Source organism: Pseudoclavibacter sp. Marseille-Q434, from assembly GCF_050315415.1.
Lineage (GTDB): Bacteria > Actinomycetota > Actinomycetes > Actinomycetales > Microbacteriaceae > Pseudoclavibacter.
On sequence record NZ_JBNPQH010000007.1, the window covers coordinates 1 to 15,464 of the forward strand.

Annotated in this window: 13 protein-coding genes; 6 read left to right on the plus strand and 7 right to left on the minus strand. The window is 69.8% G+C overall.

All coding sequences use genetic code 11. From position 1 onward, the window contains the following. Nucleotides 1–146 precede the first annotated feature (146 nt). Complete coding sequence (locus ACQFZP_RS17880; RefSeq protein WP_307852994.1) at nucleotides 147–824, minus strand: TetR/AcrR family transcriptional regulator; 678 nt, start codon at nucleotides 822–824, stop codon at nucleotides 147–149. Between the two features lie 181 nt (nucleotides 825–1,005). Here ACQFZP_RS17880 and ACQFZP_RS17885 point away from each other — a divergent pair, with 181 nt between their 5' ends. From ACQFZP_RS17885 to ACQFZP_RS17895, 3 genes are read left to right on the plus strand one after another with little or no spacing between them, the layout of a single operon-like run. Further along, a complete protein-coding gene (locus tag ACQFZP_RS17885; RefSeq protein WP_211892302.1) occupies nucleotides 1,006–2,376 on the plus strand; it encodes a flavin monoamine oxidase family protein in 1,371 nt (456 codons plus the stop codon). Nucleotides 2,377–2,427: 51 nt separating this feature from the next. Then, a complete protein-coding gene (locus ACQFZP_RS17890; RefSeq protein ID WP_179557232.1) occupies nucleotides 2,428–3,354 on the plus strand; it encodes a universal stress protein in 927 nt (308 codons plus the stop codon). Next, complete coding sequence (locus ACQFZP_RS17895; RefSeq protein WP_211892303.1) at nucleotides 3,351–4,931, plus strand: APC family permease; 1,581 nt, start codon at nucleotides 3,351–3,353, stop codon at nucleotides 4,929–4,931. The genes ACQFZP_RS17890 and ACQFZP_RS17895 overlap by 4 nt, the downstream gene beginning before the upstream one ends. A 116-nt stretch (nucleotides 4,932–5,047) precedes the next feature. Here the strand turns inward: ACQFZP_RS17895 and ACQFZP_RS17900 are convergent, their stop codons facing one another. After that, nucleotides 5,048–6,361 (minus strand): LCP family protein, encoded by a 1,314-nt coding sequence (locus ACQFZP_RS17900; RefSeq protein WP_211892304.1) that lies wholly within the window; start codon nucleotides 6,359–6,361, stop codon nucleotides 5,048–5,050. A gap of 199 nt (nucleotides 6,362–6,560) precedes the next feature. On the opposite strand from ACQFZP_RS17900, the gene ACQFZP_RS17905 reads away from it, so the two are divergent. Both ACQFZP_RS17905 and ACQFZP_RS17910 read left to right on the plus strand, forming a co-directional pair. Next, a complete protein-coding gene (locus tag ACQFZP_RS17905; RefSeq protein ID WP_211892305.1) occupies nucleotides 6,561–8,162 on the plus strand; it encodes an APC family permease in 1,602 nt (533 codons plus the stop codon). A 74-nt stretch (nucleotides 8,163–8,236) separates the two neighbouring features. Continuing rightward, on the plus strand, nucleotides 8,237–9,007 hold the full coding sequence (locus ACQFZP_RS17910; RefSeq protein WP_211892306.1) for a fumarylacetoacetate hydrolase family protein: 771 nt from the start codon (nucleotides 8,237–8,239) through the stop codon (nucleotides 9,005–9,007). 171 nt (nucleotides 9,008–9,178) lie between these two features. Here ACQFZP_RS17910 and ACQFZP_RS17915 read toward each other — a convergent pair whose 3' ends face one another. The 5 genes from ACQFZP_RS17915 to ACQFZP_RS17935 are packed head-to-tail and all read right to left on the minus strand — an operon-like array spanning nucleotide 9,179 to nucleotide 14,143. Then, nucleotides 9,179–10,207 (minus strand): ABC transporter substrate-binding protein, encoded by a 1,029-nt coding sequence (locus ACQFZP_RS17915; RefSeq protein WP_211892307.1) that lies wholly within the window; start codon nucleotides 10,205–10,207, stop codon nucleotides 9,179–9,181. 53 nt (nucleotides 10,208–10,260) lie between these two features. Beyond that, nucleotides 10,261–11,127, minus strand: coding sequence for an ABC transporter ATP-binding protein (locus ACQFZP_RS17920; RefSeq protein WP_211892308.1), 867 nt, complete (start codon nucleotides 11,125–11,127; stop codon nucleotides 10,261–10,263). Next, nucleotides 11,124–12,194 carry a FecCD family ABC transporter permease gene (locus ACQFZP_RS17925; protein WP_307852995.1) on the minus strand — a complete coding sequence of 357 codons (1,071 nt, stop codon included), beginning with the start codon at nucleotides 12,192–12,194 and terminating at the stop codon, nucleotides 11,124–11,126. The genes ACQFZP_RS17920 and ACQFZP_RS17925 overlap by 4 nt, the downstream gene beginning before the upstream one ends. Continuing rightward, nucleotides 12,191–13,177: a FecCD family ABC transporter permease gene (locus ACQFZP_RS17930; RefSeq protein WP_211892332.1), complete on the minus strand. Its 987-nt coding sequence runs from the start codon at nucleotides 13,175–13,177 to the stop codon at nucleotides 12,191–12,193. Before ACQFZP_RS17930 ends, ACQFZP_RS17925 begins: the two co-directional genes overlap by 4 nt. A 21-nt stretch (nucleotides 13,178–13,198) precedes the next feature. Then, nucleotides 13,199–14,143 carry a siderophore-interacting protein gene (locus ACQFZP_RS17935; protein WP_211892309.1) on the minus strand — a complete coding sequence of 315 codons (945 nt, stop codon included), beginning with the start codon at nucleotides 14,141–14,143 and terminating at the stop codon, nucleotides 13,199–13,201. Between the two features lie 183 nt (nucleotides 14,144–14,326). Between ACQFZP_RS17935 and ACQFZP_RS17940 the strand changes: the two genes are divergently transcribed. Next, nucleotides 14,327–15,445 (plus strand): GNAT family N-acetyltransferase, encoded by a 1,119-nt coding sequence (locus tag ACQFZP_RS17940; protein ID WP_211892310.1) that lies wholly within the window; start codon nucleotides 14,327–14,329, stop codon nucleotides 15,443–15,445. Nucleotides 15,446–15,464 lie beyond the last annotated feature (19 nt).

The following is a 15,464-nucleotide window of genomic DNA, read 5'->3' on the forward strand; positions in this document are numbered from 1 at the left end:
CCGCCGAACGGCGTGTAAACATGGGGCTCATGCAGGTTCGTTTCGAGACGAGCCTGCATCTTCCGCATGTCTGCGCCGGGGCTGGGCACCAGGACGGATTCAGCGCGACGGTTCGGAACGGGCGGGGCGCGGTGGCCCGGAACGGGTCAGTGGGTCGTCGTCTCGAGGCCGGCCGCGGCGCCGAGGCCCCGGATGAGTGCCTCGAGGCCGCGTTCGAAGGCCTGCTCGCGCAGCTCGCGGGGTGGATGTGCGGCGACGGCCGCCGCGAGCGTCGGCGCCGCATCCGCCTGGTCGCCGAGGTCGAAGATGTCGAGCGGGGCGTTGAGGTCGTACGCGGATCCGTAGATGAACGACTCGATGGCGACGATCGCCGGCATGATGCTCGCGTCGGGCCAGCCCGCGCGGCGGAGGCCTGCGGCGACGCTCTCATACATCGCGAGGGTCTCGGTCGCACCTGCCACGGGCATCTTCGCGATCGCCTCGACGAGCGAGTCGTGCTCCTTCATGACGAGCCGGTAGCTGCGCGCCCACGCGGCCAGGGCCAGGTCCCATGGCTCGGTCTCGAAGGCGGAGGCGTCGACGGCGGCCATGAGGCGGTCCTCGATCCAGCGGAGGATCTGCCGCTTCGAGTGCGCGTGGTTGTAGAGCGCGGCGGGGGTCACATCGAGCGCCTTGGCGAGCTTCGCCATGGTCAGGGCGTCGTAGCCGTCGTGGCTCGCGACCCGCATGGCGGCGTCGGTGATGCGCTTCTGCGTCAGGATGCGCGTGCGGGGTCGCCCGGCACGCCGCTGTCCATCGGACTCGACATGTTCGCTGGTGCTCACTGGCCCTCCCGTCTCCCGACCATATCGCCTCGCAAATGCTCCTTGTCCGAGGGCGCGGTGTCGACTAACGTAAATTAATCCTGTTCATTTGGATGGCACGGTCACGAACCCGGTCGCCATCCTGACTCACTTCGACGGCGAAGCCAGGGCGCTTGGGGCTGTCACAACGGAAAGAGCGGAAATGCAGACCATCGAACGCGACGTCGTCATCATCGGAGCGGGCCCATCCGGACTCACGGCGGCACGCCGCCTCACCCAGGCGGGCAAGACCGTCGCCGTCCTCGAAGCTCGAGACCGCGTCGGCGGGCGCACGTGGACCAACATCATCGACGGCCAGTCCTTCGAGATCGGCGGCCAGTGGGTGTCGCCGGACCAGACGGCACTCCTCGCGCTTCTCGAAGAGCTCGGCAAGGACACCTTCTCGCGCTACCGCGAAGGCAAGTCGGTCTACATCAGCCCCAAGGGCGAGCGCACCGTCTACGAGGGAGACACCTTCCCCGTCAGCGAGCACACGGCCGCCGAGATGGACCGCATGATCGAGATCCTCGACGGCCTCGCCGCCGAGATCGGCCCCCACGAGCCCTGGGCGCACGCCAAGGCGCGCGAGCTCGACACCATCTCCTTCCACCACTGGCTGCGTCAGCAGTCCGACGACGAGGAAGCCTGCAACAACATCGGGCTCTTCGTCGCGGGCGGCATGCTCACCAAGCCGGCCTTCGCGTTCTCCGCCCTGCAGGCGGTGCTCATGGCCGCATCCGCCGGCTCGTTCTCGAACCTCGTCGACGAGAGCTTCATCCTCGACAAGCGCGTCGTCGGGGGCATGCAGTCGGTCAGCCAGCAGATGGCCGCGGAACTCGGCGACGACGTCGTGTTCCTGAACAACCCCGTGCGCTTCCTCCACTGGGACGACAACGGCGCAGGCAAGGCCGCCCCGGTGACGGCCATCGCCGACCACATCACCGTGAAGGCCCAGCACGCCATCATGGCCGTGCCGCCGAACCTCTACTCGCGCGTCTCGTTCGTGCCCGCGCTGCCTCGCCAGCAGATGATCGTGCACCAGCACATCTCCATGGGCCTCGTCATCAAGGTGCACGCCACCTACGCGACGCCGTTCTGGCGGGAAGAGGGCCTCAGCGGCACCGCCTTCGGCGCCGGCCACCTCGTGCAGGAGGTCTACGACAACACCAACCACGAAGACGAGCGCGGCACGCTCGTCGGGTTCATCACCGACGAGGCGGCCGAGGCCATGTGGGCGCTCGGCGAAGAGGAGCGCAAGGCGGCCGTGCTCGGGGCCGTCGCCGAATTCCTCGGCCCGAAGGCACTCGAGCCCGAGGTGTTCTACCTCTCCGACTTCGGCGCGGAGGAGTGGACGCGAGGCGCGTACGCGACCAGCTACGACCTCGGTGGGCTCGCCCGCTGGGGCGCCATCCAGCACGACCCGGTCGGCCCCATCTTCTGGTCGAGCTCCGACCTCGCGGCAGAGGGCTACCAGCACGTTGACGGCGCAGTGCGGATGGGCGAAGCTACGGCGAAGCGCATCCTCGAGTCCTGAGCGCCCACGGCACGTGAAATCGGACGACACCCGAAGAACTGGAGAGGCAGCATGACGCAGCGTTTCGTAGTGGGCTACATCGCGAGCGACCGAGGGCATGACGCCCTCGCCCTCGCCTCCTTCCTCGCCAAGGGCACGGACACGGAGCTCATCATCGCGATGATCACCCCGGAGACGTCGCCGTACAGCGGCACGCACCCGCTGCCGCTCGACGATGCGGACAGCATCATCGGCAAGCAGATCGACACGTGGATGAGCGAAGCGCTCGCCCAGGTGCCCGAGGGTATCCAGGCGACGGGCGTCGTCCGCAGCGCCTCGGGCGAGGCGCAGGGCCTCATGGATGTCGCCTCGGAGTTCGGTGCGGTCGCGATCGTCATCGGGGCGGCCACGACGGCGCTCCTGCGTCAGTTCACGGTCGGGACCGTCGCATCCACGCTCCTGCACGCCTCGCCGCTGCCGGTGGCGCTCGCGCCAGCTGGCTTCGCGGAGGAGGGCCCCGTCACGCGCATCACGACCCTCTTCGGGACGCGCTCCGGTGCGGCCGCGCTCATCGGCACGTCCGTCGAGAGCGCGCTCCAGCGCGACGTGCAGCTGCGTCTCCTCTCGCTCGTGCAGCTCGACCGCGTTCCGCCGAGCCAGGTGCAGGAGGTCGAGGAGTTCGTGCGCGAGTTCGGCGGCGCCGTGCTCGCGGGGCGCGCGGAGGCGCTGCTCGAGTCCGGGAAGGCGACCGTCGAGACCGTCGAGGGCGAGAACCTCGAGGCCGCGTTGGAGAAGGCGAACTGGAGTGCGGGCGACGTGGCGTTCGTCGGCTCCAGCCGACTCGCGCAGGGAGGCCGCATCTTCCTCGGCGCCCGCGCGCAGCGACTGCTGCGGGTGCTGACGGTGCCGGTCATCGTCGTGCCACGCGCGGTGCTCCCCGCCGAGGCGCCCAAGCCCGCCCCCGGTGCCGAATCCACTGAGACAGGAACAGGGCGATGACGAAGACAGCAGACAGCACGGAGCGGGGCGGGCTCAGCTCCAAGGGCCTCTCCGCCGGCAAGGTGGGCGTCATCGGCGCCACCATCATCGGCATCTCGTGCATCGCCCCGGCCTACACGCTGACCTCGGGCCTCGGCCCGACCATCGCGCAGGTCGGCGTGCAGACGCCCGCGATCCTCTTCATCGGCTTCATCCCGATGGTGCTCGTGGTCTTCGGCTACCGCGAGCTGAACTCGGCGATGCCCGACTCCGGCACGACCTTCACGTGGGCGTCGCGCGCGTTCGGGCCGTGGATCGGGTGGATGGGCGGATGGGGGCTCATCGCGGCAACCGTCCTCGTGCTCTCGAACCTCGCCGCTGTCGCGGTCGACTTCCTCTTCATCCTGCTGGCGCAGGTCTTCCAGAATCCGGAGCTCGCCGACCTCACGCGGGTGCTGTGGATCAACATCCCCGTCACGGTCCTCTTCACGGCGCTCGCCGCGTGGATCTCGTACCGGGGAGTCGAGGCGACCGAGAAGATCCAGGTCGGGCTCGTGGCGTTCCAGCTCGTCGCGCTCGCCTGGTTCATCATCGCCGCGTTCATGCACCTGAGCAACAACACGGCCTTCGACCCGACGCCCGTCGAGCTGTCCTGGTTCAACCCCTTCGAGCTCGGTGACATGTCGTTGGTCGCCGCCGGCGTCTCGCTGTCGATCTTCCTCTTCTGGGGCTGGGACACGGTCATCACGATGAACGAGGAGGCGAAGGACCCGAAGAAGACCCCGGGCCGCGCCGCCATGCTCACGATCATCATCATCATGGTGATCTACCTGCTCACGACGCTCGCCGTGCTCGTCTTCGCGGGCATCGGCACCGAGGGTCTCGGGGCGGGGAACCCGGACAACCAGGAGAGCATCTTCGCGGCGCTCGCTGGCCCGGTCATGGGGCCGTTCGCGCTGCTCATGTCGCTCGCCATCCTCTCGTCGTCGGCGGCGTCGCTGCAGTCGACGATGGTCTCCCCGTCGCGCACGATCCTCGCGATGGGGCACTACGGGGCGCTGCCGAAGCGGTTCGCGGACGTCAGCCCTCGCTTCAAGTCGCCGTCGGTCGCGACCCTGGCCTCGGCCATCGCCGCCGTCGTCTTCTACGTCGTCATGAGGCTGCTGTCCGAGAACGCGCTGTGGGACACGATCGCGGCCCTCGGCCTCATGATCTGCTTCTACTACGGCGTCACGGGCCTCGCCTGCGTCTGGTACTTCAGGCACAGCCTCTTCGCCTCCGCACGGAACTTCTTCTTCCGGTTCCTGTTCCCGCTGCTCGGCGGCATCGTGCTGCTCTACTTCTTCTACGAGACAGCAGTCGCATCGCTCTCGCCGTCGTTCGGCTCCGGCTCGGCGCTCTTCGCGACGAGCTACGACGCGGACGGCATCGCCCAGGACGGCATCGGCCTCGTGTTCGTGCTCGGCATCGGCGTGCTGCTGCTCGGCGTCGTCATCATGGTCGTGCAGTACTTCCGCAACCCCGGCTTCTTCCGCGGCGAGACGATCCAGATCGGCAACGACCGCGACACGCAGTCGATCGAGGTGCTGAAGGACTAGCGCTCGGGCGCTCTCGCCCGGCCCGCGCCGGGCGTGACACAGAAACTGGAGTTGCGCATCCCGGCCAGATGATCGGATGCGCAACTCCAGTTTCTGTGTTCATGCGGAGTGCTTCGTCAGCTCGCGCAGGTGGTGTCCTCCGCCGTCCGGCCGACGATGTCGTCGGACAGCGTCAGGGGTTCGCTCGGCGCTCCGGCCGCGTCCTCGGGCTGCGGCGCGTCGTCCGGCTGGGGCTCCGGGGCCACCCCGGCCGGCGCATCCGGTGCCTCGTCGTCCTGGAACGACAGCGGCAGGTCGGCTCGCAGCGTCGCGAAGATCGCGTCGGTCTCCTCGGGCAGCGGCTCCACCCGGTTCGGGTCTGCCCAGTACGGCACGACGGGCAGCTGCAGCATGACGATCCGGCTGAGGTCGACGTTCGAGAGCGTCTGCGCGAGGGCAACGAGGCTGCTCGGCTGCGCGAGCGCCTCATCGACCGTCATGGCCTTGGACGCGGAGTCGGCGAGTCCGTAGAGGGCACCCGGGTTCGTGAGGGTGCCAGCGCTCGTCACCTTCCGGGCGAGGGAGGCGAGGAACGCCTGCTGCGCCTGGATGCGGCCGAGGTCGCTGCCGTCGGCGAAGCCGTGGCGGGTGCGGAGGAACGCGAGGGCGGCCTCACCCTTGAGAGTGTGCGTGCCGGCGGTCATGTAGAGACCCGAGTAGTCGTCGGCGATGTCGTTCTCGACGCACACGTCGACGCCGCCGATCGCCTCCGTGATGCCGATGACGCCGTCAAAGCCGACGACGATGAAATGGTCGATGGGGAGCCCCGTGAAGGCACGGATCGTGTCGAGCGAGCAGAACGGCCCGTTCTCGAGGGCGCCGTTGATCTGCGCGGCCTCCTGCGCTGGCACGATGTCGCCCGCCGGAGTCGTGCATTCCGGGGTCGGCAGCATGGTGTCGCGGGGGATGCTGATGAGCGTCGCGTCCTCGCGGTCAGCCGACACATGCAGGAGCATCATGACGTCGGATCTGGCCCCGCCGGCCTCCCCGTAGTCGGCGCTCGTCTGCCCGTCCCGCGAATCGGAGCCCATGATGAGGATGTTAACGGCGCCGTCCCACCCGGAGATCTCGGTGCCCGTTCCGTCGGCGCGCCCGACCGCGTTGTCGGCGAGGTTGCCGACGACCTGGAAGTACGTGGCCGACACGAAGCTGATGCCCGCGACCATGGTCACGCAGACCGCCGCCGCCGCGGCGACCATGATGCGGCGTCTCACGAACTTCGAGCTCGTGCGCCTGCGCCTGGACACGTGGCGGCCCTCGCCAGCCCTGGGGCGGCGGGCGGAGGGTGCGGATGCGCGCCTCGGCGACCGCGGGCTGGGACGGGCTGCGTCGTCGTCGGCACCGTCGAGCAGGGTCTCGATGACGGGATGCGGGTCTGTTGGCCTCTTCATGGTGCCTCTCGGTCGAGGGTGCTGCCCACCAACTCTCGAGGGGGAGGACACGCGCGAGCAGGTGCCAATGTCTCGCGGGCCCGACCGGATTGCAAACCGACGGGTCGGTGGAGGCCACTGGCCGTTCTGTCGATTCACGTATATTTCGGGGCCATTTCGGCCCATTGACGGGTCACCGTCGATGGGTCATCATCACCAAATGACAACTTCGGAAACCGCAGCCGCCGCGAAGCTCAATGAGGAGCTGCACGGCGGGGGACTGAGCGCGAAGGGCCTCTCCGCCGGCAAGGTCGGCGTGCTCGGAGCCGCGGTCATCGGCGTCTCCTGCATCGCCCCCGCCTACGCCGTCACCTCCGGCCTGGGCCCCACCATCGCGGAGGCCGGCGTGTACACGCCGGCGATCATGATGGTCGGCTTCATCCCCATGCTGCTCGTGGTCTTCGGCTACCGGGAGCTCAACACGGCGATGCCCGACTCCGGCACGTCGTTCACGTGGGCGACCCGCGCGTTCGGCCCGTGGATCGGGTGGATGGGCGGATGGGGGCTCATCGCCGCCACCGTGCTGGTGCTCTCCAACCTGGCGGCCGTCGCCGTCGACTTCTTCTTCATCATGCTGGCGCAGATCTTCCAGAACCCGGCGCTCGCCGACCTCACACGCGTGCTGTGGGTCAACATCCCGATGACCGTGATCTTCACCGCGCTGGCGGCGTGGATCTCGTATCGGGGCGTCGAGTCGACGAAGAAGGTGCAGTACGTGCTCGTCGTGGTGCAGCTCATCGCGATCGTCTGGTTCATCATCGCGGCGTTCGTGCACGTCGGGAACGGCACCGCGTTCGACGCGACGCCCGTCGAGCTGTCCTGGTTCAACCCGTTCGAGGTCGGCTCGCTCGCCGCGATCTCGGCGGGCGTCTCGCTGTCGATCTTCCTCTTCTGGGGGTGGGACACGGTCATCACGATGAACGAGGAGGCGAAGGACCCGGAGAAGACGCCAGGACGCGCATCCATGCTCACGATCTTCGTCATGGTCGCCATCTACGTGCTCATGACGCTCGCCGTGCTCGCGTACGCGGGGATCGGCGAGGCGGGGCTCGGCGCCGGCAACCCGGACAACCAGGAGAGCATCCTCGCTTCCCTCGCCGAGCCGATCATGGGGCCGTTCGCACTGCTCATGACGGTCGCCGTCATGTTCAGCTCGGCCGCCTCGCTGCAGTCGACCATGGTGTCGCCGTCGCGCACGCTGCTCGCGATGGGGCACTACGGAGCGCTGCCGAAGTCGTACGCGAGCGTCAGCCCGCGCTTCAAGTCGCCGTCGGTCGCGACGATCGCCTCGGCCGTCGCGGCGATCGCCTTCTACATCGTGCTGCGCCTGCTTTCCGAGAACGCGCTGTGGGACACGATCGCGGCCCTCGGCCTCATGGTCTGCTTCTACTACGGCGTGACCGGGCTCGCCTGCGTCTGGTACTTCCGTCGCTCGCTGCTCGCATCCACGCGCAACGTGTTCTTCCGCTTCGTGTTCCCGCTGCTCGGCGGCCTCGCGCTGCTCTACTTCTTCTTCGAGACCGCCAGGGCGTCGCTCTCGCCGTCGTTCGGGTCCGGCTCGGCGATCTTCGCGACCAGCTACGACGCGGACGGCATCGCCCAGGACGGCATAGGCCTCGTCTTCGTGCTCGGCATCGGCGTGCTGCTGCTCGGGGTCGTGCTCATGGTCGTGCAGTACTTCCGCAGCCCCGGCTTCTTCCGCGGCGAGACGATCAAGACGGGCGCCGACGGCGACGCGGAGCCGGCCCCGGCGCTGCAGTAGTTCGTGCCGGCCTGGCGTGACGTGGCTGGGCATCGCCCGACCGCGGGCGGCCCGGTCCGCTGTAGGCTGGCCCGGTGAAGATCGCGCGCTTCGAATACCAGGGTCAGCTCACTTTCGGCATCCTCGACGAGGAGGAGAAGGTCTACGTCAAGCTGGCGGGTGACCCCCTCTACCTCGGCTACGAGACGCTCGACGAACGCATCCCGATCGACCAGGTGCAGCTGCAGTCGCCCGTGCTGCCGCGCTCGAAGGTCATTGGCTTCGGCCGCAACTACGCGGAGCACGCCAACGAGCTCGGCAACGAGGCCGCCGAGGTCCCCATGATGTTCCTCAAGCCGAACACCTCGGTGATCGGCCCGCGCCACCCCATCGTGCTGCCGCCGCAGTCGGAGCGCGTCGACCACGAGGCTGAGCTCGCCGTGGTCATCGGGCAGGTCGCCCGCAACGTGCCGGCCGCCGACGCGGGCCAGGTGATCTTCGGCTACACGATCGCGAACGACGTGACGGCCCGCGACCTGCAGAAGAGCGACGGCCAGTGGGCCCGCGCCAAGGGCTTCGACTCGTTCTGCCCGCTCGGCCCGATCATCGAGACCGACTTCAACCCGTCGAAGGGTCGCATCACGGCCGAGGTCAACGGGGAGCTGCGCCAGGAAGGCGACCTCTCGCAGATGATCACCTCGGTGGCGAAGCTCGTCGAGTACGCGTCGAGCGTGTTCACGCTGCTGCCCGGCGACATCATCCTCACCGGAACTCCCGCTGGCGTCGGCCCCCTCGCGAAGGGCGACACCGTCACCTGCACGATCGAGGGCATCGGCTCGCTCTCGAACCCCGTCACCGCCCGCTAGGGCCGCACTCTCCGCCGAGTTCGCCGCGCTGAGCCGCGCCGTCGGCGTCTAGCTGGAGCCCCCGCCGACCTTGCGTCGGCCCATCGCCGCCAGTCAATGTGCCCTTCTGGGCGTCCCGAAAGGGCACATCGGCTGGCGGCGATCTGCGCCGTGCGCGCGTGAGCGCCGCGGCTAGCTGTTCGCGACCTCCGTGGCGGCGGCGAGCTGCTCGACCAGCGTCGGGAGGAAGAACGGGATGGAGAGCGCGGTCGGCGAGATGGCCGCCCCGTTCTCTTCGCCGACGAGCGCCGCGACGGCACCCTTCGAGACGGCGGGGATGAGCTTCGTGCGGTCCGAGGTCAGGAACGTCTGCAGCTGCTCCTCGGTCTCGGTCTGCGTGAAGACGACGTCCGCGTCGATCCGGTCGAGGTTCTCGCTGGAGACCGTGGTGGAGAAGGTCGACTCTCCGGTGGCGAGCTCTGCGACGGATGGTGCGCTCGTGAACCCGAGGTCGGTGAGCAGCTCGACGCGCGGGTCGTTCTCGAGCAGGAGGTAGAAGGTGTCGACGTCCTCCGAGGCGTAGGCGATGGTGGTGCCTTCGAACTCGGGGTGCTCTGCGGCCTGGTCGGCGACCTGCTGGTCGAGGTCGGCGAGGACCGCGGTGGCGTCCGACTCGAGTCCGAGTGCCTTGCCGGTGTCGGTGATGACGTCGCGCCACGGCGTCGACCAGATGGCTTCCTCCGGCGCGACGACCGGCACACCGGCTGCGGTGACGGCGTCGTACTCCTCCTGGGTGAGCCCCGAGTAGGACGCGATGAACACGTCGGGGTCGGTGGCCAGGAGCGCTTCGACGGAGAGCTCGTAGGTGGCGTTGTCGAGGATGACGGGGATCTCGCCGCCGAGCTCCTCGATCTTGTCGGACACCCACGGCGCGATGCGGTCGTCGCCTCCGCCGTAGTCCATCGAGGCCATGGCGACTGGGACGATGCCGAGGGCGAGGACCGCGTCGGTGACGCCCCAGCCCCACGTCGCGATCCGGGTCGGTGCCTCTTCGATCGTGGTGCTGCCGTACATGTGCTCGAAGGTGACGGGGAAGCTGGATGCGTCGCCTGGGGCGGCGGACGTGTCGCCCGCGTCGGTGGCCGCGGGGGAGCAGGCGCTGAGCGCGAGCGCCGTGACCGCGACCGCTGCGGCGGCGATCGGTCGGAGGATTCGGTGCATTGGTGGTTCCTTTCGAACGGGGCGTGACGTGAGGAAGTCGGGGTGCGGCGGGACTATGCGGGCTCGCTGCCGGTGTGGGCGCCGCCTGGCACGGGCACGATGAGGGGCGTCTTGGTGAGGGGGTCTGGCATGACGAGCGCGTCGAGCGCGAACGCGTCGGCGACGACCTCCTTCGTCAGGACGTCGGTGGGAGCTCCGCTTGCGACGATCCGTCCATCGCGCATGACGATGAGCTCGTCGGCGTAGCGGGCGGCGAGGTTCAGCTCGTGGAGCACGACCACGATGGTGGTTCCCTCGCGCCGGTTGAGGCTCACGAGCAGGTCGAGGACCTCGAGCTGGTGGCTGAGGTCGAGGAACGTCGTGGGTTCGTCGAGGAGGAGCACCTTGGGGTTCTGGGCGAGCGACATCGCGATCCACACTCGCTGGCGCTGCCCGCCGGAGAGGTCGCCGACGGGGCGGTCGGCGAGTTCGGCGACGCCGGTGCGGCGCATTGCCTCGTCGACGTGCTTCGTGTCGGCCTGGCCCCAGCGGTCGAAGAGTCCGCGGTGGGGGTGGCGTCCGCGGGAGACGAGCTCTGCGACCGTGAGGCCGTCGGGGGCGGTCGGATGCTGGGGGAGCATCCCGACGGTCTGCGCGAACCGGCGCCTCGGGATGCTCGCCACGTCGACGTCGTCGAGGCGAACGCTGCCCGCGAGCGGCGCGGTGAGGCGGGCGAGCACGCCGAGGAGGGTGGATTTGCCGCAGGCGTTGGCGCCGATGATCATCGTGATGCGGCCGGGGGTGATGTCGAGGTCGAGTCCCTCGATGACCGTGCGGCGCGGGTAGCCGGCGGAGAGCCCGCGTGCGGAGAGGCGCGGGCCCGGGCCGGCGCTCGCGGCGGGGTCGACGGTGGGTGCAAGCGCGAAGTCGTCGCCGTTCACAGCTGGCGTCCTTTCGTGGAGGCGAGGAGCCAGAGCAGGAACACGGCGCCGACGGCTCCGGTGACGACTCCGACTGGCAGTGAGGTCTCGGGGATCGCGAACTGCGCGACGAGGTCGGCGCCGGTGAGGAGGGCCGCTCCGGTGAGCGCGCTCGCGCCGACGCCGATGGCGCCGTGGCCGAGCAGCGACCTGGCGATGGCGGGCGCGCACAGGGCGATGAAGGAGATGGGTCCCGCGAAGGCGCAGGTGACGGCGGTGAGCAGGACCGCGGTGAGGACCGCGGTCATCCGAACCCGACTGGTGCTGACGCCGAGTCCGGCGGACGTGGATGCGCCGAGCTGCGTGATGGGCAGCCAGCGGGCCGAGAGCGTCACGGCGGGGAGCGCCGCAAGGGCGACGACGCCGACGACGAGGAGGTGCCACCAGGCGGTGGAGGCGAGGGAGCCCGTGACCCAGAGCAGCGCGGCCTGGGCGAGCTCGACCTGGCTGCGGACCATGAGGTAGTTCATGATGGCGACGCAGAGGAACGAGATGCCGATGCCGGCGAGGATGAGGCGGAAGCCGGCCTCGCCGCGCCGGCCAGCCGCGAGGAGGAGGACGCCGGCGACCGCGAGGCCTCCGGCGAACGCTGCGAGTGCGAGGAAGGGCCCCGTGACGCCGAAGACGAGGAGCAGGAACACAGCGGCGACGCTGCTGCCTCCGCTGATGCCGAGGAGGTCGGGGCTCGCGAGGGGATTCCGCAGCACGCCCTGCAAGAGAGCACCGGCCACGCCGAGGCACGCTCCGACGAGGACGCCCATGAGGACCCGGGGGAGTCGCACCTGGAACAGCACGTACGTCTCGAGACGGTCGCCGCCGCCGAGGAGTGCGCGGCCGAGCTGTTCGAGCGTCAGCGGGTAGTCGCCCGTCGTCACGCCGACGAGGACAACCGCGGCCAGGGCCACGCTGAGGCCGACGAAGACGGCGGAACGCCGGCGGCGGACGCGGGCTCGCACCGCTTCGAGTGGCGAGTCGGCCCCTGCGTGCTCGGCGGCGGGGGCGAGCGTGCGCGTATCCCATCCCGTCACAGCGCCACCTGCTTCCGACGCAGCACGAGCGTGATGAGGACCGGGGCGCCGACGAAGGCGACGACCACGCCGGCCTGCACTTCGCCGGGGAGGGCGATGACTCGGCCGATGATGTCGGCGATGAGCAGGACGGCGCCGCCGAGGGGCGCGCCGATGAGGAGGAGGCGCCGGTAGTCGTCGCCGACGAGGGCGCGCAGCGCGTGGGGGACGAGGAGCCCGATGAAGACGATGGGGCCGGCGATCGAGGTGGCGCCCCCGCAGAGCAAGACGGTGGCGAGGATGCCGAGCGCGCGGGTGCGGGCCACGTTCTGCCCGAGGCCTGCCGCGGTGTCGGCGCCGAGGGCGATGAGGTCGAGGCCGCGCGCGCTCGCGACGGCGATGATGCCGCCGATGAGGAGCGGGATGGCGACGACGGCGACGGTGTCGAGGCCGCGCGAGGTGAGCCCTCCGACCTGCCAGTAGCGGAAGACGTCGAGCGCCACGATGGAGGTGGTGAGGATGAGGGTGGTCACGGCGGTGAGGCCGGCGGTGACCGCGGCCCCGGTCAGCGCGAGCTTCGCCGGATTGTCGCCGTCGGGCCCCCGAGTGCCGACGAAGGCCACGACCACGGCGGCGACGGCGGCTCCCGCGAACGCGAACCACACGAATCCGATCGGCGCGGAGATGCTGAAGAACGTGATGGCCACGAGCACGGCGACGGAGGCCCCCGCGTTGATGCCGAGGAGTCCCGGGTCGGCGAGCGGGTTGCGTGTGATGCCCTGCATGAGGGTGCCCGCGACGGCGAGCGCCGCGCCCGCGAGGAGGCCGATCAGGGTGCGGGGGATGCGCTGGTCTCGCACGACGGTGTGGTCCGCGAGCTCTGGATCGGGGGAGAGCAGCGCATCCAGGACCACGGAGGGGGCGATGGGGCGGGCTCCGACGAGGAGGCTCAGGATCACGGCGGCAATCAGCAGCGCGACGGCGCCGACGGCGACCAGGCGGATGCGGCGCGCGTGCGCCCGCGATCATTCCTGGTGCTCGGACTGGCCGAGGCGCCAGTACCCCATGAAGGCGACGCGCTTGCGGTCGACGCCGTTCACGGTCACGAGGTGGCGGCGGAGCGTCTTGATGGTCGCCGCTTCCCCGGCCATCCACGCGTAGAACTCGCCTTCGCCGTCCTCTGGGCTGTCCCAGAGGAGGTCGACGTCGACGTCGATGTCGGCGATCTGCTGCGGGCGTGGGGATGCGGCCTGCGCGAGCGCGTCGGGGGAGGCCTCGCACCAGCTGGTCAGGGCCTCCGTGAGGCGCGCCCCGTGCTTGGCGCCGTCGCGTGGCAGCCAGGTGATGCGGACGTTCGCGGGCGCGTCGATGCGGATGATGTCTGCGCTCGTCGGCACCTCGAGGAGCGCGTCCACGTCGCACCGCTCGTCGAGCGACTCGAGGATGGAGCCGATGGCGGGGACCGCGGTCTCGTCGCCCGCGAGGAGCAGGCGCTTGGCGGTACCTGGGTGCCAGTCGGCGCCGAGGTGCGAGTGCTCGCTGCGTTGGTCGGGGCCCACGATGACGAGGTCGTCGCCGGGCTTCGCGGTCTCGGCCCAGGCTCCCGCGGGGCCAGCACCGTGGTGCACGACGAAGTCGACGTCGATCTCGCGCGCGTCCGGGTCGACGCGGCGAACCGTGTAGGTGCGCAGGGGACTGCGCTCTGCCGTCGGCGTCTCGCGCCAGCGCTCGTACCAGAGGCCGGCGTCGAGGACCTCAGGGTCGCGCTGCCCGAAGTCGCTGGTCGTGCCGTCGGCCATGGGGAGGATGAGCTTGATCCGTTGGTCGAGCCCGGTGGTGCCGAAGTGCTCGAACTCCTCGCACGTGAACGTCACCCGCGTGAATGCCGGCGACAGATGCTGCACCGAGCGGACCTCGGCGCAGTATGGCCGGTAGGCGGGGCGGGTCTGGAGAGCAGCGGAAGCAGTCACCGAGCCAAGATAAGCCTTGCCTTACCCCGGCGTCCAGTTCTGGAACGGTTCTGGTCGTTGTGTCCATGAAGCGCGATGCGCGACGGACGGTCGCCACGCCGCCCGCTTGAGGTGAGCGCGTCGCCGTCGATATCCTGGCCGGCTGCGATGCCGCAGCTTCACCGCACCAACAGGAAGCATCCGATGTCGCTCGACACCACTGCCCCCGCCGCCAGTCAGCCAGGCGGATTCACCGCTGAACCCCTGGCCATCCCGTCATCGCTCGGCGATGCGTCGGCCGAGTCGTTCCACGAGATGACGGCGCTCCGCAACGCCGTCGCCCGGGAGACGTACCGCAACGACGACTTCGTCCTGCCTGCTGAGGTGCTGCTCCCGGGCTACGAGGCGAGCGACTACGAGCGCCGCGACGGTCGTCTCATCCGCGAGCACGGGCGCCTCGTCGGCCGGGTCCTCTTCGACCTCCCGCTCACGGAGGACGTCCACATGGCGAAGATGATGCTCGAGATCCACCCGGAGGCGAGGGGCCGCGGGTTCGGGGCCGCCGCCTACGAGCTGGGTGAGCGCCTGGTGCGCGAAGCGGGCCGCACCGAGATCCGCACCTGGGTGGTGCACCGGGAGGTCGACGGGCCGCGCATCCCGTCACCGACCGGGGTGGGCGACATCCCCGCCCTCGACCCGGCCGCCCAGATGCTGGTCGCGCGCGGCTTCGAGCTGGGACAGGTCGAGCGGATGAGCGTGCTCGAGCTCGGGGAGGAGCGCGACGCCGGCCTCCGCGGGCTGCGCGACGGCGCGGCCGAGGTCGCCGGCGACGACTACCGCTACGTCTCATGGTCGTACCCGACGCCCGAGGAGCACGTCGACGGCTACGCGCAGCTGAAGGCCCGCATGAGCACGGACGCCCCGCAGGGCGACCTCGCCGAAGATGAGCAGGAGTGGGACGCGAAGCGCGTTCGCGAGGAGCTCGAGTCGACGGCCATCGCCCGAGGCGACCAGGTGCTGGTCGGCGCGATCGAGCACCTCCCGAGCGGCGAGCTCGTGGCCTTCACCGAGCTGCAGCGGATGGCCGACGGCACGAAGCGGGCCGACCAGGAGGACACGCTCGTGCTGAGCGAGCACCGCGGCCACCGGCTCGGCCTGCTCGTGAAGGCGGAGAACCTGCTCGCGTGGAGGAGCCTGCACCCCGACGTCGAGCGGGTCTACACGTACAACGCCGAAGAGAACCGGCCGATGCTGAACGTCAACGAGGCCCTCGGCTTCCGTCCGTTCATCAGCGAGGGCGCCTGGCGGAAGGTGCTCGGCTGAACTGCCGGCTGAGCTGCCG

Coding starts and splice junctions, on each gene's coding strand:
- ACQFZP_RS17885 (WP_211892302.1), top strand. CDS start 1,006: ATGCAGACCATCGAACGCGACGTCGTCATCATCGGAGCGGGCCCATCC.
- ACQFZP_RS17890 (WP_179557232.1), top strand. CDS start 2,428: ATGACGCAGCGTTTCGTAGTGGGCTACATCGCGAGCGACCGAGGGCAT.
- ACQFZP_RS17895 (WP_211892303.1), top strand. CDS start 3,351: ATGACGAAGACAGCAGACAGCACGGAGCGGGGCGGGCTCAGCTCCAAG.
- ACQFZP_RS17900 (WP_211892304.1), bottom strand. CDS start 6,361: ATGAAGAGGCCAACAGACCCGCATCCCGTCATCGAGACCCTGCTCGAC.
- ACQFZP_RS17905 (WP_211892305.1), top strand. CDS start 6,561: ATGACAACTTCGGAAACCGCAGCCGCCGCGAAGCTCAATGAGGAGCTG.
- ACQFZP_RS17915 (WP_211892307.1), bottom strand. CDS start 10,207: ATGCACCGAATCCTCCGACCGATCGCCGCCGCAGCGGTCGCGGTCACG.
- ACQFZP_RS17940 (WP_211892310.1), top strand. CDS start 14,327: ATGTCGCTCGACACCACTGCCCCCGCCGCCAGTCAGCCAGGCGGATTC.